This window comes from Geodermatophilus siccatus (assembly GCF_900103785.1).
Classification (GTDB): domain Bacteria; phylum Actinomycetota; class Actinomycetes; order Mycobacteriales; family Geodermatophilaceae; genus Geodermatophilus; species Geodermatophilus siccatus.
Genome location: NZ_FNHE01000010.1, coordinates 1 through 24114 on the forward strand (window position 1 = coordinate 1; position 24114 = coordinate 24114).

The 24114-nt window shown below is 75.3% G+C and carries 22 protein-coding genes; 15 read left to right on the top strand and 7 right to left on the bottom strand.

The genetic code is table 11. The features are described from left to right. From BLS21_RS17645 to BLS21_RS17675, 7 genes are all read left to right on the top strand, one after another. The coding region (locus BLS21_RS17645; protein WP_139177195.1) for a YsnF/AvaK domain-containing protein at nt 1–471 on the top strand (471 nt) is incomplete at its 5' end. 247 nt (nt 472–718) lie between these two features. Further along, nucleotides 719–1636, top strand: a complete 918-nt coding sequence (locus BLS21_RS17650; protein WP_217636184.1) for an AAA family ATPase — start codon at nt 719–721, stop codon at nt 1634–1636. Between the two features lie 124 nt (nt 1637–1760). Continuing rightward, nucleotides 1761–2804, top strand: a complete 1044-nt coding sequence (locus BLS21_RS17655; protein WP_245700518.1) for a vWA domain-containing protein — start codon at nt 1761–1763, stop codon at nt 2802–2804. Between the two features lie 74 nt (nt 2805–2878). After that, a complete protein-coding gene (locus tag BLS21_RS17660; protein ID WP_091221483.1) occupies nt 2879–4000 on the top strand; it encodes an XdhC family protein in 1122 nt (373 codons plus the stop codon). 116 nt (nt 4001–4116) lie between these two features. Next, nucleotides 4117–4416, top strand: a complete 300-nt coding sequence (locus BLS21_RS17665; protein WP_091221486.1) for a helix-turn-helix domain-containing protein — start codon at nt 4117–4119, stop codon at nt 4414–4416. Continuing rightward, complete coding sequence (locus BLS21_RS17670; RefSeq protein WP_091221490.1) at nt 4413–5081, top strand: ATP-dependent Clp protease proteolytic subunit; 669 nt, start codon at nt 4413–4415, stop codon at nt 5079–5081. The genes BLS21_RS17665 and BLS21_RS17670 overlap by 4 nt, the downstream gene beginning before the upstream one ends. Then, nucleotides 5059–5715: a molybdenum cofactor biosysynthesis protein gene (locus BLS21_RS17675; protein WP_245700520.1), complete on the top strand. Its 657-nt coding sequence runs from the start codon at nt 5059–5061 to the stop codon at nt 5713–5715. Before BLS21_RS17670 ends, BLS21_RS17675 begins: the two co-directional genes overlap by 23 nt. On the opposite strand, the gene BLS21_RS17680 is transcribed toward BLS21_RS17675, so the two are convergent. The 3 genes from BLS21_RS17680 to BLS21_RS17690 all read right to left on the bottom strand — a co-directional run bounded on the left by BLS21_RS17680 (nt 5669) and on the right by BLS21_RS17690 (nt 8855). Beyond that, nucleotides 5669–6604: a vWA domain-containing protein gene (locus BLS21_RS17680; RefSeq protein WP_245700522.1), complete on the bottom strand. Its 936-nt coding sequence runs from the start codon at nt 6602–6604 to the stop codon at nt 5669–5671. The genes BLS21_RS17675 and BLS21_RS17680 overlap by 47 nt on opposite strands. Nucleotides 6605–6702: 98 nt before the next feature. After that, on the bottom strand, nt 6703–7596 hold the full coding sequence (locus BLS21_RS17685; RefSeq protein WP_091221493.1) for an AAA family ATPase: 894 nt from the start codon (nt 7594–7596) through the stop codon (nt 6703–6705). A 128-nt stretch (nt 7597–7724) separates the two neighbouring features. Beyond that, nucleotides 7725–8855, bottom strand: a complete 1131-nt coding sequence (locus tag BLS21_RS17690; RefSeq protein WP_217636185.1) for an NDMA-dependent alcohol dehydrogenase — start codon at nt 8853–8855, stop codon at nt 7725–7727. Nucleotides 8856–9006: 151 nt separating this feature from the next. Between BLS21_RS17690 and BLS21_RS17695 the strand changes: the two genes are divergently transcribed. The 8 genes from BLS21_RS17695 to BLS21_RS17730 all read left to right on the top strand — a co-directional run bounded on the left by BLS21_RS17695 (nt 9007) and on the right by BLS21_RS17730 (nt 18849). Beyond that, nucleotides 9007–10452, top strand: coding sequence for a bifunctional 3-(3-hydroxy-phenyl)propionate/3-hydroxycinnamic acid hydroxylase (locus BLS21_RS17695; RefSeq protein WP_091221498.1), 1446 nt, complete (start codon nt 9007–9009; stop codon nt 10450–10452). Between the two features lie 37 nt (nt 10453–10489). Beyond that, nucleotides 10490–10702, top strand: coding sequence for a hypothetical protein (locus BLS21_RS17700; RefSeq protein WP_091221501.1), 213 nt, complete (start codon nt 10490–10492; stop codon nt 10700–10702). Between the two features lie 117 nt (nt 10703–10819). Beyond that, nucleotides 10820–12049 carry a cysteine desulfurase-like protein gene (locus BLS21_RS17705; RefSeq protein WP_091221926.1) on the top strand — a complete coding sequence of 410 codons (1230 nt, stop codon included), beginning with the start codon at nt 10820–10822 and terminating at the stop codon, nt 12047–12049. A 179-nt stretch (nt 12050–12228) separates the two neighbouring features. Beyond that, nucleotides 12229–13482, top strand: coding sequence for an iron-containing alcohol dehydrogenase (locus BLS21_RS17710; protein ID WP_245700523.1), 1254 nt, complete (start codon nt 12229–12231; stop codon nt 13480–13482). Nucleotides 13483–13492: 10 nt separating this feature from the next. Next, complete coding sequence (locus BLS21_RS17715) at nt 13493–14812, top strand: sensor histidine kinase (RefSeq protein WP_091221504.1); 1320 nt, start codon at nt 13493–13495, stop codon at nt 14810–14812. Then, nucleotides 14805–15473, top strand: coding sequence for a MadR family response regulator transcription factor (locus tag BLS21_RS17720; protein WP_091221507.1), 669 nt, complete (start codon nt 14805–14807; stop codon nt 15471–15473). Before BLS21_RS17715 ends, BLS21_RS17720 begins: the two co-directional genes overlap by 8 nt. 109 nt (nt 15474–15582) lie before the next feature. After that, nucleotides 15583–16566, top strand: a complete 984-nt coding sequence (locus BLS21_RS17725; RefSeq protein WP_091221509.1) for an oxidoreductase — start codon at nt 15583–15585, stop codon at nt 16564–16566. Between the two features lie 60 nt (nt 16567–16626). After that, entirely contained in the window at nt 16627–18849 is a 2223-nt protein-coding gene (locus BLS21_RS17730) for a glycoside hydrolase family 15 protein (protein ID WP_217636186.1), read from the top strand. A gap of 63 nt (nt 18850–18912) precedes the next feature. On the opposite strand, the gene BLS21_RS17735 is transcribed toward BLS21_RS17730, so the two are convergent. From BLS21_RS17735 to mftR, 4 genes are all read right to left on the bottom strand, one after another. Next, complete coding sequence (locus BLS21_RS17735; RefSeq protein ID WP_091221512.1) at nt 18913–20424, bottom strand: VWA domain-containing protein; 1512 nt, start codon at nt 20422–20424, stop codon at nt 18913–18915. Between the two features lies 1 nt (nt 20425). After that, nucleotides 20426–21673: an AAA family ATPase gene (locus tag BLS21_RS17740; protein WP_245700525.1), complete on the bottom strand. Its 1248-nt coding sequence runs from the start codon at nt 21671–21673 to the stop codon at nt 20426–20428. A gap of 219 nt (nt 21674–21892) precedes the next feature. Continuing rightward, nucleotides 21893–23185: an NDMA-dependent methanol dehydrogenase gene (gene mdo, locus BLS21_RS17745; RefSeq protein WP_091221515.1), complete on the bottom strand. Its 1293-nt coding sequence runs from the start codon at nt 23183–23185 to the stop codon at nt 21893–21895. A 210-nt stretch (nt 23186–23395) separates the two neighbouring features. Beyond that, nucleotides 23396–23995 carry a mycofactocin system transcriptional regulator gene (mftR, locus tag BLS21_RS17750; RefSeq protein ID WP_091221519.1) on the bottom strand — a complete coding sequence of 200 codons (600 nt, stop codon included), beginning with the start codon at nt 23993–23995 and terminating at the stop codon, nt 23396–23398. Between the last annotated feature and the right edge of the window lie 119 nt (nt 23996–24114).

Consider the following 24114-nt stretch of genomic DNA (forward strand, 5'->3'; position numbering starts at 1 on the left):
GGTCCCACCACGGACAACGCGATGACCCGCTCGGAGGAGCGGCTGAACGTGGGCACCCGCACCGAGGAGGTCGGCCGGGCCCGGCTGCGCAAGTACGTGGTCACCGAGAACGTGACCGAGACCGTGCCGGTCTCCCGCGAGGAGGTGCGGGTCGAGCGCGAGCCGATCACCGACGCCAACGTCGGGCAGGCGCTGGACGGCCCGGCGATCTCCGAGGAGGAGCACGAGGTCACCCTGCACGCCGAGCGTCCGGTGGTGGAGAAGGAGGCCGTGCCGGTCGAGCGGGTGCGCCTGGACAAGGAGACCGTCAGCGACTCCGAGCGGGTGTCGGCCGACGTCCGCAAGGAGGAGGTCGAGGTCGACGGCGGCACCGGCGTGACCGGCGGCACCACCGGTGGCGACGACCGCAGCTTCACCCAGAAGGCCAAGGACGCCCTCGACCGCGACGACGACGGCCGCATCGGCCGCTGACAGAGGACCCCCTGCCCCACCGGAGGAGGACGCCGTCCGCCCCACCCCTCGCGAGCTCGGGGCGGGCCCCTGGACGGGGCCGGCGGCGGGACCCTGCAGGGGCCGGGCCGCCCGGCAGGACCGGGCACCAGACGGCGGTGGCCGGCCGAGGACCTGATCCCGGCCGGTCATCTGCCGTTCCCGGGCCGGTGCCAGGTCCACCCGACCGGGCAGGCCGCGTCGGCGGCGGGGGTGGGATGCTCGGGACGTGAGCGAGACCACGGTGCGGCCGGTGACCGGCGCGGACGGCGGGATCGGCGGCCCCGACGAGCTCGCCGCGGCCCTCGAGGGGACCGGCTACCTGCCCGACGAGGGCCTGGCGACCGCCGCCTACCTGGCCCTGGCCATGCACCGCCCGCTGTTCCTGGAGGGCGAGGCCGGCGTCGGCAAGACCGCGCTGGCCCAGGCGCTGGCGCGGGTCACCGGCCGGCCGCTGTACCGGCTGCAGTGCTACGAGGGCCTGGAAGCCAGCCAGGCGCTCTACGACTGGGACTTCGGCCGGCAGCTGCTGCACCTGCGCGCCGCCGAGGCCGCACACGCCACCGGCGACACCGAGACGCTGGAGGCCTCTCTCTACGACCGCCGCTTCCTGCTGGCCCGGCCGCTGCTGCAGGCGCTGGAGGACTCCCCGAGCGTGCTGCTGGTCGACGAGGTCGACCGCGCCGACGACGAGTTCGAGGCATTCCTGCTCGAGGTCCTCTCCGACTTCACGATCTCCATCCCCGAGCTCGGCACCATCCGCGCGGCCACCCCGCCGCTCGTCGTCCTCACCTCGAACCGCACCCGCGAGGTGCACGACGCCCTCAAGCGGCGCTGCCTCTACCACTGGCTGCAGCACCCGGACTTCGACCGCGAGGTGGCGATCCTGCGCCGTCGGCTGCCCGACGTGACCGAGCAGCTGGCCCGCGAGGTGGCCCGCGCGACGGCGAAGCTGCGCACCCTCGACCTGCTCAAGCCACCCGGCGTCGCCGAGGCGATGGACTGGGCGACCGCGCTGCACACCCTCGGCGCCCGGGAGCTGGACCCGGACGTCGCCGCGCGCACCCTCGGCGCGGTGCTGAAGTACCGCGAGGACACCGACCGCGTGCACGCCATGGCCCGGGGGGCGCTCTTCGGTGGCGCCTGAAGAAGGACCCCGTCCCCCCCACGCCTCGCAGGCTCGGGAGGAGGGCCGGGACGGGGCCGCCCGCCCACCCCGGGACGTCGTCGACACGGTGCTGGGCTTCGCGCGCACCCTCCGGGTCGCCGGGGTGGCCGCATCCCCGGACCGGGTCGAGGCGATGCTGGCCGCCGTCGCGGCGCTCGACGTCCTCGACGCCACCGACGTGTACTGGAGCGGCCGGCTGACGCTGTGCGCGGGCCCGGACGACCTGGAGCGCTACGACGCCGCCTTCGCCGCGTACTTCGGCGGCGAGACGCCGCGGCCGGTGCCGCCGGCGGCCCAGCAGCGGCAGCGGACGGTCACCACCGCGCCGATGGACCCGGGGGAGGGGCAGGGGGACGACGAGTCGCCCCCGGACCTCGCCGGCCAGGCCAGCGCCGACGAGGTGCTGCGCCACCGGGACGTCGCCGAGCTGACCGGCGCCGAGCGCGAGCAGCTGCGCCGGCTGTTCGCGCTGCTGGTCCCCGCCGCGCCGATGCGGCTCTCGCGCCGACGCCGGCCCAGCCCGCACGGCGCCGTCCACGCCTCCCGCACCGTCCGCCGCGCGCTGCACGACGGCGGCGAGGTCACCCGGCTGCTGCACCGGCGGGCCCGGCCCCGCCCGCGCCGCGTCGTCCTGCTCATCGACGTCTCCGGCTCGATGAGCCCCTACGCCGACGCGCTGCTGCGGTTCGCGCACGCCGCGGTCCGGGCCCACCCGGCCGCGACCGAGGTGTTCACCATCGGGACCCGGCTGACCCGGGTGACGCGGGAGCTGCGGCTGCGCGACCCCGACAAGGCGCTGGCGGCCAGCGGCTCGGCGATCCCCGACTGGTCCGGCGGCACCCGGCTCGGCGAGGTGCTCAAGGCATTCCTCGACCGGTGGGGGCAGCGCGGCACCGCCCGCGGCGCGATCGTCGTCGTGTGCAGCGACGGCTGGGAGCGCGGCGGCACCGACGTGCTCGCCGAGCAGATGGCCCGGCTGCGGCGGCTGGCGCACGCGGTCGTCTGGGTCAACCCGCACAAGGGCCGGGAGGGCTACGAGCCGCTCACCGGCGGGATGCAGGCGGCGCTGCCGTCGGTGGACCACTTCGTGGCCGGACACAGCCTGGCCGCGTTCCAGCAGCTGGCGGGGGTCATCAGCCGTGCCTGACGGACCCCCCGGAAGACCTCGTCCAGAGGCCGAAGGGGCCACCATGACCTACCTCCGTGCAAAGGAGCTGTCGGATGCGTGACGTGCTCGAGGACCTGATCGGCTGGTGGCAGGCGGGCGAGACCGTCGGCATGGGCACGGTGGTGGCCACCTGGCGGTCCGCTCCCCGCCCGGCGGGTGCGTCGATGCTCGTCGGGCCCGACGGCACCGCCGTGGGCAGCGTCTCCGGCGGCTGCGTCGAGGGCGCGGTCTACGAGGAGGCCAAGGACGTCGTCGAGTCCGGCGTCCCCACCCTCGAGCGGTACGGCGTCAGCGACGACGACGCCTTCGCCGTGGGGCTGACCTGCGGCGGGATCCTCGACGTCTTCGTCGAGGCGGTGTCGCGGGAGTCCTTCCCCGAGCTCGGCGAGGTGGCCGAGTCGGTGGCGCGGCACGAGCCGGTCGCCGTCGTCACCTGCGTCGCCGGCCCGGAGGACCGGGTGGGACGGCGGCTGGTCGTCTGGCCCGACCGCAGCTCGGGCACCCTCGGCCTGCAGCGCCTGGACGACGCCGTCGCCGACGACGCGCGCGGCATGCTGGCCGCCGGCCGCACCGGGATGCTGCACGTCGGCCACGACGGCGAGCGCCGCGGTGACGACCTGTCGCTGTTCGTCAACGCCTTCGCGCCGGCCGCCCGGATGGTGGTCTTCGGCGCCATCGACTTCGCCGCCGCTGTCGCCCGCGTCGGGGCCTTCCTCGGCTACCGGGTCACCGTGTGCGACGCCCGCCCGGTCTTCGCCACCCCGAAGCGCTTCCCCGACGCGCACGAGGTCGTCGTCGAGTGGCCGCACCGCTACCTGCAGGCCGAGGTGGACGCCGGCCGGATCGACGAGCGCACCGTGCTGTGCGTGCTCACCCATGACCCGAAGTTCGACGTCCCGCTGCTGGAGGTCGCGCTGCGGCTGCCGGTCGCCTACGTCGGCGCGATGGGCTCGCGGCGCACGCACGAGGAGCGGCTGGCCCGGCTGGAGGAGGCGGGGCTGTCGAAGGAGGAGCTGGCGCGGCTCTCCTCCCCGATCGGGCTGGACCTCGGCGCCCGCACGCCCGAGGAGACGGCCATCTCGATCGCGGCCGAGGTCATCGCCGGCCGCTGGGGCGGCTCGGGGGAGCGGCTCACCGGCACCGAGGGCCCGATCCACCGGACCGCGGACCGCTGAGGCGCCGGCGCGCGATCTGCACAGTGGTGGCCATCAGGGCCGTGGTGCCCACCACTGTGCAGATCCCGCATGCGGGAGGACCCCTTCCATAGCGGATCAGCGATACCTTTTCCGCTATGCCGGTCGAGCCCCGTCGCAGCGCCTTCCCCGGGCTGGGTGACGCCTCGGCGCGCCGGCACGAGCTGATCGAGCAGCTGGCCCGCGCCCGCCGGGAGAGCGGGCTGAGTCAGACCGAGCTGGCCGCGCGCATGGGCACCTCGCAGTCCGCCGTCGCCCGGCTGGAGAGCGGCGAGCTCGACGCGCGGCTGTCGACGCTCGAGCGGTACGCGGCCGCGCTGGGGCGCGCCGTCGACTGGCACGTCCGGCCTCCCGGGTCGTCCACCCGGCCCACCTCCCCGAGCGAGGAGCCCCCATGACCCGACCCACGGGCACGTGGCCGCCCGTCCCGCCCGGCCCCCCCGACCCGCCGTTCCCCCCGGGGCCACCGGAGTGGCCGCGCACGCCGTGGCAGCCCCAGCCGCGCCCGCCGGCCCCCGGCCCGGTGTCGGCATCGGCCGCCCTGGTCGTCGGCGGGGAGACCTGGCTCGCCGAACGGCTGCTCGAACAGCGGGTGGTCACCCTCTCCGGTGAGCTGGACACCGAGGCGGTCAACCGGGCGGTTGCCGAACTGGCGCTGCTCGACGCGACCGGTGACGACCCGGTCCGGCTCCGGCTCTCCGGGGTGGGCGCCGACCTCGAGGGCGCCCTGACGCTGGTGGACGCACTCGACCTGGTCGGCGTCCCGGTGCACGCGACCAGCCTGGGCACCCTCAGCGGACCGGCGGTCGCGGTCCTCGCCGTCGCCGACCGGCGGGTCGTCGGCGCGCACGCGATGGTCCGGCTGTGCGAGCCCCGGGCGCCGCGCGGCGTCCCCGGCCACGAGGTGGAGGCCTGGGCCGCCGAGCACGCACGGCAGCTGCGCCGGCTGCAGGAGCGGGTGGCCGAGGCCTGCGGGCGGTCGGTCGACGAGGTGGCCGCGGACATGCGCGCCGGGAGGCTGCTCGACGCGGAGGAGGCCCGTGCCTACGGCCTGGTCGACTAGCCCCCTGCCCGGTTCCCGCCCCGAGCTCGCGAGGGGCGCGGAGGAGGGGGTCCTCTCCCGGTACGACGTCGAGGTCGTGGCGCTGCTGGCCTCGCCCGTGCACCGCTACGACGGCCGACCCGCAGGACCCGTCCCGCCGCAGGACGGCGACCGGCGCGCGGCGGTCGAGGTGCGGGCCGGGATCGGCGTGGTCGGGGACCGCTACGCCGGCCGCCCGGCGCACCGCGACGCCCAGCTGACCGTGCTCGCCGTCGAGGCGCTGGAGGCCGTCGCCGCCGAGACCGGATCCGCCCCGTTCGACCCGCACCTGGCCCGGCGCACCGTCGTCCTGCGCGGCGCGGAGGTGGAGGCGCTGCGGGGGCAGCGGTTCACCCTGGACACCGGGTCCGGGCCGGTGCTGCTCGGCGGCGGGCGGCCGGCCCACCTCTGCGCCTGGATGGACGTCGTCCTGGCACCGGGCGCGCACCGGGCCCTGCGCGGCCGGGGCGGCGTGCGCTGCGCCGCGCTGTCGGACGGCGAGCTGCGGCTCGGGCCCGCCGTCCTCAGCTCGGCCGTCCCGCTGGACCCGGTGCGGGCCGGGGTAGCGGTCAGCCGAGCAGCGTGCGGACGGCCGCGGGGGCCTGCGTCGGCTTGAGCAGCGGCGCCACCCGGCCGTCACCGGCGGCGGCCAGCGCGGCGCAGTTGGCCACCGACTCCGGCTCCTCCGACAGCGAGAGCACGTGCAGGTGCGCGCCGGCGCGGGCCAGCGCCGCCGCGGCCGGCAGCGGGTCGGGGCTGTCGGTGGGCATCCCGTCGGAGAGCAGCAGCACGTCCCGGGCGGCCGCGCGGGAGCGGGCCAGCTGGGCCGCCGCGGTGCGCAGGCCCTGGTCCAGGTCGGTGGTGCCGCCGCCCTGCAGGTCGAACAGCCGGTCGACGACGGCGTCCGTGCGCGGGTCGGTGGACAGCGCCCGCAGCACGACCGCCCGCGACCAGAAGGCGACGACGGCCAGCTCGTCCCCGGGCCGCATCCGCTGGGACAGCGCCGAGGCGGTGAGCACGGCGACCGCGAGCTCGTCGCCTGCGACCGAGCCGGAGGCGTCGACGAGCAGCACGCACGCCCGGCCGGTGGAGCGCCAGCCGCGGGTGTGCAGGTGCTCGGCCCGCCAGTGCGGCTCGGCGCCGCGTGCGGCGAGGGTCGCGTCCAGGTCGATGTCGCTGCCGGTCTCGTCGCGGCGGGTCACCACGCGGCGGGTGCCCGGGCGGTCGGGGACCCCGGCGCGCGGCGTGCCCACCGGCAGCCGGCAGGCCAGCGCCCGCGCGGCGGCCCGCAACGCCGGGTCGAACGCCCGCCCCATGGCCGTCAGCAGCCGGTTGGCCGCGTCGGGGTCGCGGGCGGTGAGGTCGGCCAGCGCCTCCTCGTCGAGCTCTCCCAGCTGCGGGGAGACCTGCTGGAACTCGGGGTGGGCCCGGGACAGCTCATCGCGGCCGGCGCGGCGGGCCTGGTGCTGCTTCAGCAGCTGTTCGACGTCGTCGGGGTCCTCCACGGGCACCGGCCGCGGCGGGCGGCGCCCCGGGGGTTCGGTCGGCCCGCCGTCCCCCGGCGGGGGTGGTGGCGGCTCGGGGTCGCCCGGTTCCTCGGGCGTCAGGCTTTTCCCAGCTCCTCACCCGCCCGGCGCCAGATGTCCGCGACGACGTCCTCCACCGGCCGGGTCGCGCCGTCGGCCAGGGTCACCTTGCCGGTGAGCGCGGCGAGGGCGGCGTCGAGTCCGGTGGTGTCCTCGACGGCCTCGTGCCCGCGGACGGTGGCCAGCTCCAGCGCGATGAGCACCGTGTCCAGGGCGCCGCGCACCGAGGAGCCGATCCGCAGCTCGGGGTGGTCGCGGGTGATCCGGACCGCCCGCACCGCCTGGGCGACCAGCCCCGCCGGCCCGCCGGTCGCGGTGGCGACGACGGCCAGCTCGGCCTCCTCGTCCTGGTAGCCCATCGCCACCCGGCAGGAGCGGTCGTACAGCGCCGGCGTCACCCGCGCGGTCCCCACCGCGTCGAACGGGTTCATGGCGGCGACCAGCCGGAACGTGGGCCGCGCGGTGACCCGGCCGAAGCGCGGCACGTGCATCTCCCGCTCCGACAGCACCCCGAGGAGCACGTTCATCGTCTCCTCGGGGACCCGGTTGAACTCCTCGACGTAGAGGATCGCGCCGTCGGTCATGGCCCGGGTGAGCGGGCCGGGCACGAAGTTCTCGGGGCGGTAGTCCTCGGTGAGCACCCGTGAGGCGTCGTGGTGGCCGACCAGCCGGGTGGGGGTGAGCTCGGCGTTGCCCTCGACCAGCACCAGTGGCACGCCGGCACCGTCGGCCAGCGAGCGCAGCAGCGTCGTCTTGCCCGTGCCCGGCGGGCCCTCCAGCAGGACGTTGCGGCCGGCCGACAGCGCGGCCGCGACGACCTCGGCCTCGCGGATGCGGGCGACCACCCGCTCGCGGGCGACCCGGACCATGCCGGTCACGTCGAGCCGCCGGGCGGTGGTGGTGGTGCTCACGACGGGGCTCCTCCTGGGTGGCGACGTGCGACCGGGGCGCCCCCGCGAGGGGGCGCCCCGGCCTCGGCCGTGGCCCCGTCCAGGGCACCACCCGAGCCTGCGAAGGGTGGTGAGGACGGGGTCCTCTCTCAGTCGTCGTAGATGATGACGCCGCGGATGTTCTTGCCGGCCTTCATGTCCTCGTAGCCCTGGTTGACGTCGTCGAGCTTGTACCGGTTGGTGATCAGCTCGTCGAGCTTGAGCTTCCCCTCCTGGTAGAGGCGGAGCATCTTGAGGATGTCGGCGCTCGGGTTCTGGTCGCCGAACAGCGCCCCGCGGATCTCCTTGGTGAACAACGCCATCATGCTGGGGTTGATCGGGATGCCCACGTCGGTCAGGTCGCCGAGGCCGGTGATGACGACCCGCCCGCCCTTGCCGATCGCCTCGAAGGCCTGCGCGACGTGCTCGCCCTTAAGCACCCCGACGGTGATCAGCGCCTTGTCCGCACCCTGTCCGTTGGTGACGCTGCGCGCGAAGTCGGCGGCCTCCTCGATGCTCTCGAAGGCGTGGGTGGCGCCGACCTCCTGCGCCTTCTCGCGCTTGAAGGCGATCGGGTCGACGGCGATGACGTGGCTGGCGCCGGCGTGCGCCGCACCCTGGACGGCGTTGATGCCGATGCCGCCGATGCCCATGACGATCACCGTGTCGCCGGCCTTGACCTCACCGGCCTGCACCGCGGTGCCCCAGCCGGTGCCCACGCCGCAGCCGGTCAGGCACGCGACGTCGAGCGGGATGTCGTCGGGGATCTTCACCGTGGAGCGGACGTCGACGGTCGTCACCTCGGCGAAGGTGCCCAGGCCGCACATCTGGCCGACCGGCGTGCCGTCGCTGGTCTGGAAGCGGAAGCTCTCCGCGTCGTCCCAGCGGGAGCCGATCAGCAGGTTGGCGCCGGAGTCGCAGATGTACTGCTGGCCGTTGGCGCAGTAGCGGCACCGGCCGCAGCCGGGCAGGAACGAGAAGACGACGTGGTCGCCCTCCTTGAACCCCGGGGTGCCCGGGCCGACGGCGGTGACGACGCCGGAGCCCTCGTGGCCGCCCAGGAACGGGTAGTGGCCGACCTGCATGTCGCCGGTGGCGATGTGGTCGTCCGAGTGGCAGAGACCGGACGCCGCCAGCTTGACCTGGAGTTCGCCCTGTCGCGGGTCGTCCGCGACCAGGTCGGTGACCTCCCACTTGCCGGGAGCGGAGCGCAGGATCGCGCCGCGGGTGTTCACGGGCACAGTGACCTCCTCGTCGCCCTCACCGCTGAGGGCCGCCTGCATGCAACGGTGCATGTCCGTGACCGGCACGTTATGGCGTGGCTCACACCGATGGGAAGGCGGGTGCAACGTTGCCGCTACCCCGCCGTCCGCGGGCTGCGAGAGTGACCCCGTGTCGGGAGCCCCGGTGGTCGTCGTCGGCGCCGGTCCCGTGGGCCTGACCGCGGCCCTGCTGCTGGCCCGTCGCGGGCTGCCGGTGCAGGTCCTGGAGCGGCGGTCGGCGCCCTACGGGCAGCCCCGCGCGGTGCACCTGGACGACGAGGCCCTGCGCGCGCTCGCAGACGCCGGGGTCGCCCAGGGCTTCCTCGCGCTCAGCCGCCCCATGCGGGGGCTGCGGCTGCTCGACGGGAGCCACCGGGTGCTCGCCGAGTTCGCCCGCGCCTCGTCGTCCGGACCGCACGGCTGGCCGCAGGGGTCGATGTTCTCCCAGCCCGACCTCGAGGAGCTGCTGCTGGCCGCCGTCCGCCGGGAGCCGCTCGTCGAGCTGCACACCGGCTGCGAGCTCGTGGGGCTGGCCCGGGACGGGGGCGTGACGCTGGACGTGCTCGACCGGGCCTCCGGCGCGCGCTCGCGGGTGCGCGCCGCCGCGGTGCTCGGCTGCGACGGGGCGAACAGCACGGTGCGGCGCCTGGTCGGGGCGCGCATGCGCGACCTGGGGCGTCCCGACCGCTGGCTGGTGGCCGACCTGCGCTCCGCTCAGCCGCTGCCGCTGTGGCCCGGGGTGCACCAGGTCTGCGACCCGCACCGGGCGGCGACCGCGATGCCGGTGTCCGGGGACCGCTACCGCTTCGAGTTCCGGCTGCTGCCCGGCGAGACCCGCGAGGACGTGGTCGCCCGGCTGCCCGCGCTGCTGGCCCCGTACGGCGCGGCGGACGCCGAGGTGGAGCGGGTCGCCGAGTACGTCTACCGGGCCCAGGTGGCCGACCGCTGGCGCTCGGGGAGGGTGCTGCTCGCCGGCGACGCCGCACACCTGACCCCGCCGTTCATCGGGCAGGGGCTGGGGCTCGGGCTGCGCGACGTCCACCAGCTGGCCTGGAAGCTGGCCGCCGTCCTGGCCGGGACGGCGGCCGAGCGGCTGCTGGACACCCACCAGGCCGAGCGCGAACCCCACGCGCGGGCGATGGTGCGGCTGGCGCTGCTGCTCGGCCGGCTGATGACCGGCGGCGGCCGCGGGGCCGCGGTGCTGCGCCGCGCGGTGCTGGCGGGCGTGCGCCGGGTGCCCGCCGTGGCCCGCTTCGCCACCGACAGCCGCACCCCGCCGCTGCGCCGCGGGCCGCTGGTGGTGCGCCGCGGCCGGGCCGGACGGCGGCTGGCCGGTTCACTGCTGCCGAGGGCCGCCGTGGTGCTCGACGGCCGGACGGTGCCGGTGGACGACGTCCTCGGCCCCGGGACGGCGCGGCTGCGGCTGCTGCTCCCCGGTCGGCTGGCGGTGCGCCCTGCGGGGGGCGGCGAGGTCGAGGTGGCCGACGCCGACGGCGGGCTCAGCGGGTGGCTGCGCGGGGCCGGGGCGGTCGCCGTCGTCGTCCGGCCGGACCGGATCGTCCTCTCGGCGTCCTGAGCCGCGTGGGCCCCCGGCTGCCGGGTACGACCGGCACATGCAGATCGACAAGAACCAGATCCTCGAACTCCTCCGCAGCCAGGGCGACGACGCCAAGGCGCAGCAGGCCGACCAGGAGCTGCCCGGCACCGTCGACACCGACCAGCACGCCGGCATCCTCGAGAAGCTGGGCCTCTCGCCCATGGACCTGATCAGCAAGCTCGGCGGCGGTGGCGGCGGCGGGCTGGGCGGCCTCCTCGGCGGCCGCTGACCTCGTGTGTGCGCACGGGCGGCCCGGTCCCGCTGCGGGACGGGGCCGCTCGTGCGCAACGGCCCCGACCTGGGGACCGCGCTGCGTGCACGCACCGCGACGCGGCATGCTGCCCGGGTGAGCTACGACGTCGCCGCCGTCCGCGCCTGCTTCCCCGCCCTGCGTGCGGGAGCCGCCCACTTCGACGGCCCCGGCGGCTCCCAGGTGCCCGAGTCGGTGGCCGCCGCGGTGGCGGCCACCCTCACCTCGCCGATCGCCAACCGCGGGCGGGTCACCCAGGCCGAGCGCACCGCCGACGACGTCGTCCTGGCCGCGCGGCAGGCGATCGCCGACCTCGTCGCCGGCGACCCCGGCGGGGTGGTGTTCGGCCGCAGCACGACCCAGCTGACCTACGACCTGTCCCGCACGCTGTCCGCCGGCTGGGGCCCGGGCGACGAGGTCGTGGTGACCCGCCTGGACCACGACGCCAACGTCCGCCCGTGGGTGCAGGCCGCGGCCGCCCGCGGGGCGACCGTGCGCTGGGCGGAGTTCGACCCGGCCACCGGCGAGCTCGCCCCCGAGGCGGTCGGGCGGGTCCTCTCCGACCGCACCCGGCTGGTCGCCGTCACCGGCGCCTCCAACCTCATCGGCACCCGGCCGGACGTCGCGGCGATCAGCGCGCTCGCCCACGACGCCGGCGCCCTCACCCACGTCGACGGCGTGCACCTCACCGCGCACGCCGCGGTGGACGTCCGCGCGCTCGGCGCCGACCTCTACGCCTGCTCGCCGTACAAGTTCCTCGGCCCGCACCTGGGCTGCGTCGTCGCGGACCCCGCCCTGCTGGGGAGACTGCACCCCGACAAGCTGCTGCCCTCCACCGACGCCGTCCCCGAGCGCTTCGAGCTGGGCACGCTGCCCTACGAGCTGCTGGCCGGCACCACCGCCGCGGTGGACTTCCTCGCCGGGCTGGGTGGCCTCGCCGGCAGGGCCGGCGACGGCGGCCCGGAGAGTGACCGCCGCGCCCGGCTGGAGGCCGGGATGGCGGCGCTCGAGGAGCACGAGGACCGGCTGCGGGAGCGCATCGAGGACGGCGTCCGCGCGCTGCCCGGCGTCACCGTCTGGTCCCGGGCGGCCCGCCGCACGCCCACCCTGCTGCTCACCTTCGACGGTCGCGACGCCGCCGACGCGTACCGGTTCCTCGCCGAGCGCGGGGTCAACGCGCCCGCCGGGTCCTTCTACGCGATCGAGGCCTCCCGCCACCTCGGGCTCGGCGACACCGGCGGCCTGCGGGTGGGGCTCGCGCCCTACAACGACGACGAGGACGTCGACCGGCTGCTCGCGGGGTTGGGGGAGTGGCTCGACGGCTGAGGAAGGACCCTCCTGCCCCGCCACAGGAGGACCCCGTCCTCCTCACCGCTCGCAGGCTCGCGGTGAGCCTCTGGACGGGGCCACGGCGAGGGCCGGGTTGCATCGCACGCAACCGAACCGTGTGACAGCGGTCACCGGCGGGTTAGTCTGACGGCACCGCCGAGAGCCCGGAGGTCGTCGTGCCCGCTGCCGTGCGCACCCCGAGCGGGGCGACGACGACCACCGCCATCCCGGCCCGGTCCGCGTCCCCCGACGGTGTCGCGGTGCACCCGACCCCGGCCGTCGCCACGTTCACCAAGTACCTGGTGCCCGAGGTCGTCTTCGGCTGGGGCTCGCTGTCCGAGGCCGGCTGGGCCGCCCGGAGGTTGGGGGCGCAGCGGCCGTTCGTGGTCACCGACGCCGGTCTGGTGCAGGCCGGCTGGTGGGCCGAGCTCGCCGGCCACCTCGCCGAGGCCGGGCTGCGCGCGACCGTCTGGCAGGAGCTCACCCCGAACCCCAAGGACCACGAGGTCGCCGCCGGTGTGCAGCGCTACCTGGACAGCGGGTGCGACGTCATCGTCGGCCTCGGCGGCGGCTCGGTCATCGACGCGGCCAAGGCGATCGCGGTCGTGGCGAGCAACGGCGGGCAGATCCTCGACTACGAGGGCGTCGACAAGGTCACCGCGGCGATCCCGCCGACCGTGATGTGCCCCAGCACCGCCGGCACCGGCGCCGACGTCTCGCAGTTCGCCGTCATCACCGACACCACCCGCCGGCTCAAGGCCACCCTGATCGGCCGGGCGCTGGTGCCCGACATCTCGATCACCGACCCGCGGCTGCTCACCACGATGCCCGACGACCTCGCCGCCGCGACCGGCCTGGACGCGCTGACCCACGGCATCGAGGCGTTCGTCTCCCGGGCGTCCGGCCCGCTCACCGACGTGCACGCGCTGCACGCCATCGAGCTGATCTGCAGCTCGCTGCGCGGCACCCTCGACCGGCCGGAGGACCCCGCCGCGCACACCGCGATGGCCCAGGCCAGCCTCGAGGCGGGGCTGGCCTTCACCAACGCGATCCTCGGCGCCACCCACGCCATGAGCCACCAGGTCGGCGGGCTGCTCGACCTGCCCCACGGCGTCGTCAACGGCGTCCTGCTGCCGCACGTCATCCGGTTCAACGCGCGCAGTGCGCCGGACCGGTTCGTCCCCATCGCGCGGGCCATGGGCATCGACGTCACGGGGCTGCCGGCCGACGTCGCCGCCGAGGAGGCCGCCGAGGCCGTCGGCCGGCTGGCCGCGGACCTGGGCTGCCCGCGCGGGCTGGCCGAGCTCGGCGTGCGCGAGACCGACATCGAGACCCTCGCCGTCACCACCCTCGGCGACGCGTGCCTGTCGACCAACCCCCGCGACGCCGACTCCACCGACATCGCCGCGCTGTTCCGCGCGGCCCTGTGACCCGCCGCTGATGCGCGCACCCGACATCTCCGAGCTCACCGGGCTGCGCTCGTCCAAGCCGAGTTGGTACGCCGAGTACCGGCAGACCGTCGACGACCTCGACCGCGCGCTGGGCTCGCTGGAGCACATCGCCGGCGTCCTCTCGGCCACCGGGCAGGGCGCCCAGGCGCTCTGCCGGGCGGTCGTCGACGCCACCGCGGAGCACCTCGGCGAGCCGTGGGCCGTGCTGGCGCTGTCCGGGACGGCGCTGCCGCTCGCCCGCCCGCGGCTGCTCGGCCGCGGCCCGTCGGGGGTCGGGGTGGGCCACCTGGCGCTGCTGCCGGAGGTGGTGCGCCGCCCGGTCACCGAGGCGCTGGAGGCCGACGCCGTCGAGCCGTGGCAGACCGCGGACGGCGCGGTCGTCGTCCCCCTGGTGGTCGACGGCGAGCCGGTCGGCGCGCTGGTCGCCTGCGGCGGGCCCCGGCGGACGGCGACCGCCGCGGACCTGGCCATCCTGCGGATCGCGGCCAACCAGTCGGCGGTCGCGCTGCTCTCGGACCACCTGCTGGCGCGGTCGGAGGGGCTGCGCCGGCAGACCGAGGAGCTCTACGCGCAGGCCGAGCAGCGGGCCCGCGACCTCGCCGACCGGCACGAGCAGCTGGCCGAGGCCGAGCGGCGGCTGGACGTCGCCGCGCAGCGCGAGGCGGTGGACGCCGAGCGGCACCGGATCGCCCGCGAGCTGCACGACAGCGTGGCCCAGCACGTGCTCTCGGCGGGGATGACGATCGAGTGGTGCCGGCCGGAGGTGGCCCACCACAGCGAGGTCTACGAGCGGCTCGGGCACGCCAAGGCGCTGACCCGCGAGGCGGTGGAGCGGCTGCGCGGCGCCATCCACGCGCTCTCCTCCGACGGCCACGGGGACGGTGACGGGCTGCCCGCGCTGCTGGGCCGGCTCTCCGACGTCGCCCCGGTGCCGGGCCTGGCCGTCGCCGTCCGGGTGGAGGGGCGCCCGCGCGAGCTGCCCCCGGAGGTCGAGCACTCGCTGTTCCGGATCGCCTCGGAGTGCCTGTTCAACACCGCCCGGCACGCGCAGGCCACCCGGAGCACCGTGCGGCTGGCCTACCGGTCCGACGAGCTGCGGCTCTCGGTCGCCGACGACGGCTGCGGCGACCCCGACGTGCTGCGCCGGGCGCTGCGGGCCTCGGGACGCCGGGACGACGGGTACCACCGCGGGCTGGGCAACATCGCCTCCCGCTGCCGGGAGATGGGGGCGACGGTGCGGATCACGCGGGCCCGGATGGGCGGGGTGCGGGTGGAGGTCCGGATGCCGTGGGACGCCGTCGATGGCTGAGCGCACCGCGGAGACCATCCGGCTGGTCATCGTCGACGACCACGCGATCGTCCGGCAGGGGCTGCGCTCGATCCTGGAGCGCGAGCCCGACATCGAGGTGGTCGGCGAGGCGGCGTCCGCCGGGGAGGCGCTGGACCTGGTGGCCGCCAGCCGCCCGCACATCGTGCTGCTCGACCTGAAGCTCTCGGCCGGCTCCGACGTGGCCGGCCTGGCCCTGTGCGGGCAGCTCACCGCCGCGACACCGGCCCCCGGCGTCCTGGTGGTGACGACCTTCCTCGACCAGCAGCTGGTGCTCGAGGCGATCCAGCGCGGCGCCCGCGGCTACGTGCTCAAGGACGTCGACGCGGTCGCGCTGGTCGCGGCGATCCGGGCGGTGCGCCGCGGGGAGAGCGCCTTCGACAGCCACAGCGCGACGATGGTGGTGCGCTCGCTGGCCGCCCCCGCGCCGTCCCCCGTGGCCCCCGCCGGTCCGGGCCTCACCGCGCGCGAGCGCGAGGTGCTCACCCTGCTGGCGCGCGGGCTGTCCAACGAGGCGATCGGCAGGGAGCTCTACATCTCGGCGACGACGGCGAAGTTCCACGTCGGCAACGTGATGCGCAAGCTGGCGGTCTCCCGCCGCGCGGAGGCCGTCTACGCCGGGTCCAAGTTGGGGCTCATCTGACCCGACACGCGCAGGACACGCCGCGGCCGCCCCACGTCCCGTGACGGCCGCGCCGGGAGGCGCACCGGACCCGTTGACCGGGAGACCTCCGCCCCTAGGTTTGCGCGGCATGACGACGACTGCAGCGGGCTCCGGGCAGGTCACCCTCGGCGACCGGACCGTGCACCGGGTGGGCTTCGGCGGCATGAAGCTCTCCGGGCCGCGGTTCCTCGGGCCACCGGCCGACCGGGAGGCGGCGCTCGCCGTCCTGCGCCGGGCCGTCGAGCTGGGCGTGACCCACGTCGACACCAGCGGCCTGTACGGCCCGCACGTCGTGAACGACCTGATCAGGGAGGCGCTGCACCCCTATCCCGAGGACCTGGTGATCGTCACGCGGGTCGGCGCCCGCCGGACGCCGGAGGGGGGCTGGGAGGAGGCGCTCGGCGCGGACGAGCTGCGCCGGTCGGTGGAGGAGGAGTGCGAGCACCTCGGCCTCGACGCGCTGCACGTGGCCAACCTGCGGATGCCGGGACTCGGCGAGCCGGAGGAGGGCTCCCTCGCCGAGCCGTTCGAGGCGCTGGCGCGGCTGCAGCAGGAGGGGCTGGTCCACGGCCTCGGGGTCAGCCACATCACCGGCCGGCAGGTCGCGGAGGCGCGGGGCATCGCGCCGCTGGCCTGCGTGCAGAACCACTACAACCTGATCCACCGCACGGACGACGGCCTGGTGGCGGAGCTGGCGCGGGAGGGGATCGCCTACACGGCGCTGGAGGGCGTCTCCTACACGTCGTTCTTCCCGATGGGCGAGATGGGCCCGGCGCAGTCCGAGGTGCTGGGGGCGGTCGCGCAACGGGTCGGCGCGAGCCCGCTGCAGGTGGCGATGGCCTGGCTGCTGGCCCGCTCGCCCAACGTGCTGCTCATCCCCGGCGCCACCACGGTGGCGGAGCTGGAGCAGGCCCTCGCGGCGGCCGAGGTGGTGCTCGGCCCCGACGACATCGCGGAGCTGGACCGCATCGAGGGCATGGGCGGACCTCCTCCCGCGCCGGCGTGGGGCGGTGGCGGCCCGGGCGGCCGGCCCCCGTGGGGCGGGGGCCCGGGCGGTCGGCCGCCCGCGTGACCCGGCGGCCATCTCCGCGGAGATGGCCGCTGCGACCGGCAGAGGACGGAGGAACAGCCGGTGTTCTCCAGGGACGTGCTCCACGGCAGGCGCCCGGCGCGTGCGCTCCTCGGCGGGGCCGCCGTCGCCGGTGTCCTCGTCCTCGGTGGCGGCGGGGTGGCCGGGCTCGGTGTCGCCGCGGCGCAGGCAGCGCCGCCGGCGCCGGGGCAACCCGGCGTGGCGGCGACCTGGGCACCGGGGGACAAGGACGGGTTCGGCACCGCGATCGGTGCCCTGGACAGCACGGTCTGGTACACCCTCGAGGACGGCACGCTCAGCGAGGTCTTCGCCCCGCGGATCGACACGCAGAGTTCCCGGGACACCCAGTTCGTCGTCACCGACGGCGCCACCTTCGCCGAGCGCGAGGACGAGGCGACCGAGTCCGTCGTCGAGCTGGTCGACCCCCGTGCCCTCGTCTACCGGCAGGTCAACACCGCGACCAGCGGCCGCTACCGCATCACCAAGACCTACACCACCGACCCCGACCGGGCCGCGGTGCTCGTCGACGTCCGCTTCGAGTCCCTCGACGGGCAGCCGTACCAGGTGTACGTGCTGCACGACGTCGGACTGGGCCTGAACGCCAACGACGACACCGGGCGCTCGGCGGACGGCCGGCTGCTGGCCACCGACGGTGCGTTGAGCAGCGCCGTCACCGCCACGGGCGGTCTCACCGACACCTCCAGCGGGTACCTGGAGCGCAGCGACGGCTGGACCGACCTGAGGGACGACTTCGTCCTCGACGACCTCTGGGACGCGCCGACCCCCGGCAACGTCGCCCAGATCGGGCGGACCGGCCTCACCGGTCTGGACGGCGGGCAGCAGCTGACCCTGGCCCTCGGCTTCGGGACGACGGAGGACGACGCCGCGCAGGCCGCCGGCCAGGCGCTGGACCGGGGCTTCGACGCCGCCCTGCAGGCCTACACCGAGGGCTGGCACGCCTACCTCGACGGCCTCGCCCCGGTACCCGCCAGCGCCGCGCAGTGGCGCACGGAGTACCAGGTCTCGGCGATGGTGATCGCGGCGTCGGAGGACAAGACCGTCCGCGGCGGCTTCGTCGCCTCCCCCGGTCGGCCGTGGGCGTGGGCCGACGAGCTGCAGCAGTTCCCCGTCTACCACGCCGTCTGGTCGCGCGACCTGTACCAGCACGCGACCGCGCTGATCGCCATGGGCGACGTCGCGGCCGCCGACCGGGCCCTGGACCACCTGTGGACGGTGCAGCAGCGCCCCGACGGGTCGTTCCCGCAGAACGCGCGGCTCGACGGGGAGCCGGTCTTCGGCGGGCTGCAGATGGACGAGGTCGCCCTGCCGATCGTGCTCGCCTGGCAGCTCGGCCGCACCGGGCCGGCGGACTGGGAGCGGGTGCGGCTCTCGGCGGACTTCCTGGTGGCCGAGGGGCCGGCGACGGGGCAGGAGCGGTGGGAGAACCTGGGCGGGTACTCGCCGAACACCATCGCCGCGGAGATCGCCGGCCTGGTCACCGCCGCCGACATCGCCCGCGCCAACGGCGACGGCGCCCGGGCGGACACCTACCTCGCCACGGCCGACGAGTGGCGCGCGGGCCTGGCGGAGTGGACGGTGACCACCACCGGCCCGCTGTCGTCCGAGCCGTACTTCCTGCGGATCACCGCCGACGGGGACGCCGACGCCGGCACGCAGATCCAGATCGCGGACGGCGGCCCGCTGGTCGACCAGCGCGAGGTGCTCGACCCGAGCTTCCTGGACCTGGTCCGGCTCGGGGTCCTGCCGGCCGACGACCCGGTCGTCACCACCACGCTGCGCCTGGTCGACGAGCAGCTGGCCTACGACGCCCTCAACGGCCGGTTCTGGCACCGGGCGAGCTTCGACGGGTACGGGGAGCGGCCCGACGGCACCCAGTGGGAACCGGTGGACCCGGGCTCGCGGGAGACCATCGGCCGCGGCTGGCCGCTGCTGACCGGGGAGCGCGGCGAGTACGAGGTGGCCCTCGGTGGCGAAGCCGCCGAGAGCACCCAGGAGCGGCTGGACACGATGGCCCGCTCGGCCGACGACGAGTCGCTGTTCATGGCCGAGCAGGTGTGGGACGACCAGCTGCCGTCGGCCGAGGGCACGGAGTTCGTGCCGGGGGAGCCGACGTCCTCGGCGACGCCGCTGTCCTGGACCCACGCCGGCTTCGTCCGGCTGGCCCACGCCATCGACGCCGGCCGTCCCGTGGACACCCCGTCCGTCGTGGCCTGCCACTTCGGGACGTCGCTCTGCCAGGAATGACGGGTCGGCCCCCTGCAGGGTCCCGCCACGAGCCTGCGAGTGACGGGGGGCAGGGGGTCTTCCTCAGCGGGAGGAGGCGCGGGTGACGACGTCGGTCGCCCAGCTCTCCAGCCCCGAGTGGTCGCGGATGACCTCGACCCGGTCGCAGCTCTCCGCGTAGGCCGGCAGGTCGCAGCCGCCCAGCGCCCACGAGTAGCGCGGCTCCGGGGTCAGCCAGATCGTCTCGCGCACCCGGCGGGTCAGGTCGGCGAAGACGTCCAGCCGGGGGGCGTTGCCGTTGCCCCGGCCGTCGCCGAGCACCAGCAGCGTCGAGCGGCGGGTGAACGCGCCGGAGTGGTCGGCGGCGAGCGTGGCGAACACCGCGCCGTAGTCGCTGGAGGCGTCCACGTCGATGACGTCGCCGCCGAAGACCAGGCCCAGGGCGTGCTCCAGCGGGTGCTCGTCGAACAGGTCGGTGATCTCGACGACGTCGTCCACGAACGCGAAGGTGCGCACCTGCGCGAACAGGTCCTGCAGCGCGTGGACGACGTGCAGCGTGAACCGCGCCGTCGTCCGCACCGACAGGCTGACGTCGGCGACCACGACCAGCCGCGGCTTGTCCTCGGCGAGCCGGGTGGTGACGGGCCGGAAGGGGACTCCGTCGTAGCGCAGGTTGCGCCGCATCGTGCGGGCGACGTCGACCCGCCCGCGCGGGGACTGCCGCTTCTTGTGCGTCAGACCGCCGTGCAGCGAGGTGGCCAGCCGGCGCAGCGACTCCTCGATCCGCGCCCGCTCGGCCTCGGTCACCTTCTCCACCGGCGCGCGGGCCAGCTCGCGCTCCTCGACGGCGACGTCGGTCATCTCGGCGAGCTTCTGCAGGTGCGCGGCGAGCAGCTCGGGGAGGTCCTCGATGACGCCGGCGAGCTGGCGCCGCAGCGCCTCGGCCACCTCGGGGTCCAGGTCGCCGACCGGGTCGGCCAGCCAGTCCCGCAGCGCCTGCTGCTGGGCCACCGACAGCTCCAGGTCCAGCTGGGTGCCCCCGCCGCGCACCAGGTCGCCGGGCAGGCCGGGGTCGTGCAGCCGCGACACCTCCAGCTGCACCTTCTGAGCGTCGTCCGCCGGCCCGCCGCGGCTCTCCGAGGACAGCACGATCTGCTGGGTCAGGGAGGCCAGGTCGACCTTGTTGGCCTCCTGGTGCAGGTTGTACTGCGCCGCGAGGTCCTCGGGCTTGAAGAACTCCTTGATGTCGACCGGCTTGCCGTGGCTGTGCCCCTCCTGCACGTCGGCGGCGGGGTCCGGCGACCAGGTCATCCGCTGCAGCTCGCCGGTGTCGGCCAGGTCGTCGTGGGCGTGCCCGTGCCCCTCGTCCGCGTCGACCACCGCCCGCAGGCCGAAGAAGCGGGCGAAGGTGTCGGCGAAGACCTCGGCGTCCCGGCGGTCCTTGAGCAGCGCCGCGCCGAGCGCGGCCTCCAGCGCGAGCCGGTCGCTCACCCCGACCGCGGCCGCGGCGTCGAAGGCGTCGATCGCCTCCGCCGTCGAGATCCGCATCCCGCGCAGTCGCAGCAGCCGGACGAAACGGTGCAGGGCCCCCTCCACCTCAGACCGGCCGCCGTCGCGTGCCGCCCCCGCGGTTGGGGGCGAACGAGCGGGCACCCTGGCCGGCGCGGACCTGGCGCGGGGGAGCCGGCGTCCCGGACTCGGTCGGCGCCTGCTGGCCGTAGTAGTTCTCGTCGTGCCGGCCCGGCCGGTCCTTCGCCGCGCGCGCCCGGCGGCCGTCGTCCTCGTGGTCGTGGTCGTGGTCATGGGAGTGCCCGCCGTGGGTGTGCGCCCCGTGCGAGTGGGGATGCCCGTGCGCGTGGTCGTGCCCGTGCCCCAGGGACTCGGGCACCGTCGCGTTCGGGTCGACCAGCCGGGGCAGCGCCTCGCGGGAGCGCTGCACGTCGCGCTCGTACTTGGCGACGACGGAGACGGTGTCGCCGAGCACCCCGGCGTCCAGCTCGCTCACGCCCAGGACGGCGAGGGTGCGGGCCCAGTCGATCGTCTCGGAGATGCTCGGGGCCTTGCGCAGGTCTAGGCCGCGCAGCCCGCGGACGATCTCGACCAGCCGCTGCGCCGCCGCGTCGTCCAGGCCGGTCTGCTTCGAGCGCAGGATCTCCAGCTCGCGGTCGGCGTCGGGGTACTCGAGGAACAGGTGCAGGCAGCGGCGCTTGAGCGCTGCCGAGAGGTCGCGGGTGTTGTTCGAGGTCAGGACGACGTAGGGCGGCGCCTTGGCGACGAACGTGCCGATCTCGGGCACCGACACCTGGTACTCCGCGAGCATCTCCAGCAGCACCGCCTCCAGGGCCTCGTCGGCGCGGTCGACCTCGTCGACCAGCAGAACGACCGGCTCCTCGGAGCGGACCGCCTCCAGCAGCGGGCGCGGGGCGAGGAATCGCTCGTTGAAGAACGCGCTGTCCGCGCCGGCGATCCGGTCGACGGCGTCCGCCAGGGTGGAGGTGTCCTCCAGCAGCTCGGCCGCCTTGTCCCGCAGGATCTGCGTGTAGAGCAGCTGCTTGCCGTAGTCCCACTCGTAGAGGGCCTTGGTCTCGTCCTGCCCCTCGTAGCACTGCAGGCGCAGCAGCCTGCGCCCGGTGGCGGCGGCCAGCGTCTTGGCCAGCTCGGTCTTGCCGACGCCGGCCGGGCCCTCCAGCAGCAGCGGCTTGGCCAGGCGGGACATCACGAAGGTCGTCGTCGCCAGCCGCCGGTCGGCGATGTAGCCGTGCTCGGCGAAGGCGCGGGCGACGTCGTCGGGGGAGGTGAAGTCGGAGGTGGGGACGGCGTCGGCGGGCACGGGCTGGACGGTCACGCGTTCTCCTCGCTGGCGCTCGTCGTCCGCGCGCCCAGGGGTGCTGTGTCTCCGGGTGACCTCGCGAGCTCGGTCACGGGTTCTCCTCGCTGGCGCTCGTCGTCCGCGCGCCCAGGGGTGCTGTGTCTCCGGGTGACCTCGCGAGCTCGGTCACGGGCTCCTCGTCGGGAGGGTGGGGCGGGGTGAGCAGGCGGCGCACCCCGCCCCACCGGGGTCGGATCAGCTGAGGAGGTCGTCCAGGTCGCCGTTCATGCAGTGCTCGACCACCGGGCGGACGGTCTCGAACGTGCACTCCTTGGCGTTGCCCGGGGTGCAGGCGTCGCCGAGGACGTGGTTGGTGATGCGGTCGACGTCGGTGTCGTCGCCCTTGATCACCGAGGCGTTCTCGTAGAACTTGGTCGGGCCCTGGCCCAGCCGGTTCTTCGAGTAGCTGTCCTGGGTGACGTCGGTGAACTTCTCCGGGATGCCGACGTCGCGCAGCAGTCGGATCGCGGCGGCCAGCGCCGCGTCGGCGGCCTGGGGGGCGGTCATGCCGTGGGTGTCGACCCCCATGGCCTCGGCGATGTCGGCGAAGCGCTGGTACTGGGTGGGCATGTTGAACGCCCACACGCGGGGCAGCGCGATGGCGTTGTTCAGGCCGTGGTGGGTGTCGTAGAAGGCGCTCACCGCGTGGCTGATCGAGTGGATGATGCCGAGGCCGCCGGAGTTGAACGCCTGGGCGGCGATGTACTGCGCGTACATCATCCCCTCGCGGCCGGCGAGGTCCTGGCCGTTCCACACCGCCTGGCGCAGGTGCTCCGAGGTGAGCTTGATGGCGTACAGCGCGTTGCCCAGGGAGGGCTGGAAGTTCAGCCGGGAGACGTAGGGCTCGCTGGCGTGCGCCAGGACGTCGAAGCCGCACTGCGCGGTGTAGTCGATCGGGCAGTCGTAGTAGAGGACCGGGTCGTCGATCGCCAGCGTCGTCACCGAGGTGTCGTCGAACGCCACGTACTTGTGCGGGTTGTCCGGGTCGGTCGTGGTGTCGGTGATGACGTAGGCCCAGCTGGTCTCCGAGCCGGTGCCGGCCGTGGTGGAGACGGCGATGTGCGGCGGGTTCCTCGGGTTCTCCGACTGGTTGAAGCCCTCGAACTCGTTGACGCTGCGGCCGTCGTGGGCCACCGAGATCCGCGCGCCCTTGCAGGCGTCGTGGCTGGAGCCGCCGCCGATGGAGACGAAGCTGTCGCACTCGTTCTCCTGGTACAGCGCCACGGCGTCCATGACGTTGTAGTCCTTGGGGTTCGACTCGACCTTGTCGTAGACCACGACATCGAGGCCGTGGTACTTCATCGACTCGGCGATCTTGTGGACGACGTCCGTGCCGCGCAGGCCCGACGTCATGATCAGCGTCCGCTTGAAGCCCAGCTTGAGGGCCTCCGGGCCGATGATCTCGTGCGCGCCGGGGCCCATCAGGGCCCGCGGGAACGGGTGGAACTCCTTGATCGGGAAGGGCTTGAGGAGTTCTTCGACCTTCATGGCGGGGTCCTTCCTGCCTGCCTGCGGGGAGCCGTCGGCGCGGACGGTATGAGCGGCGTTCCCCCTCGCGGCAGGGGCGGACGGGAGGAACCGGCCGTCCGGAGGAGCAGGTCGGCCCGCCCGGTGAGGTGCACCTGCCCGACCGGGCAGGGGAAGGACGCCGTCGCGGCCATGTCCGCGGCCATGTCCGCGGAGATGGCCGGGAGGGTGTCAACCGGTCGGCGTGCGCAGGCCGGGGAAGCCCAGGGCCAGCTGGTCGAAGGCCGCGTGCAGGGCGGCGGCCAGCGTCGTCGTCCCGTCGGCCAGCCAGACCTCGAACGCGGTCGTCGCGGCCGCGCGGGTGGTGGTCGCGACCAGCCGGGGGAGCAGTGCTCCCGGGGACTGGCCGGTGCGGCGGGCGACGTGCTCGGCGACCACCCGGTCGACGTCGGCGTAGCGGACCTGCGAGTGGGCCTGCAGCGCCGGCTCGCCGAGGATGAGCGCCATCCGCTGTCGCAGGGTCGGCAGGTCCTCGGCGGCGTAGTCGTTCACCTCGACGTAGGCCGCGCAGATCGAGGCGAGCACCGGCTGGTCGTCGCGGGTGGCCGCCAGGAGTGCCTCCAGCCGGGCGACGTGCGCCTCGAACTCGCCCCAGACCGCGTCGGCCTTGGTGGCGAAGCAGCGGAAGAACGTGCGCCGGCTGATCCCCGCGGCGTCGGCGATCTCGTCGGCGGTGACCTGCTCGAAGCCGGTCCGCGTGAACAGCTCCAGGGCCGCCTGCTGGACGCGGGCGCGGGTGTCGCCGCGCACGTCCGCGGGCGCCTCGGTCACGGCCCCATCTTGCGTCACGGACACGCGGGGGACGGCGCGCCGCGGCGACAGACCGGTGTTGCCGGTGGCACTCGGTGTCACTAACGTCCCCGCCACCCCGTAATCCAGATCACAGGAGG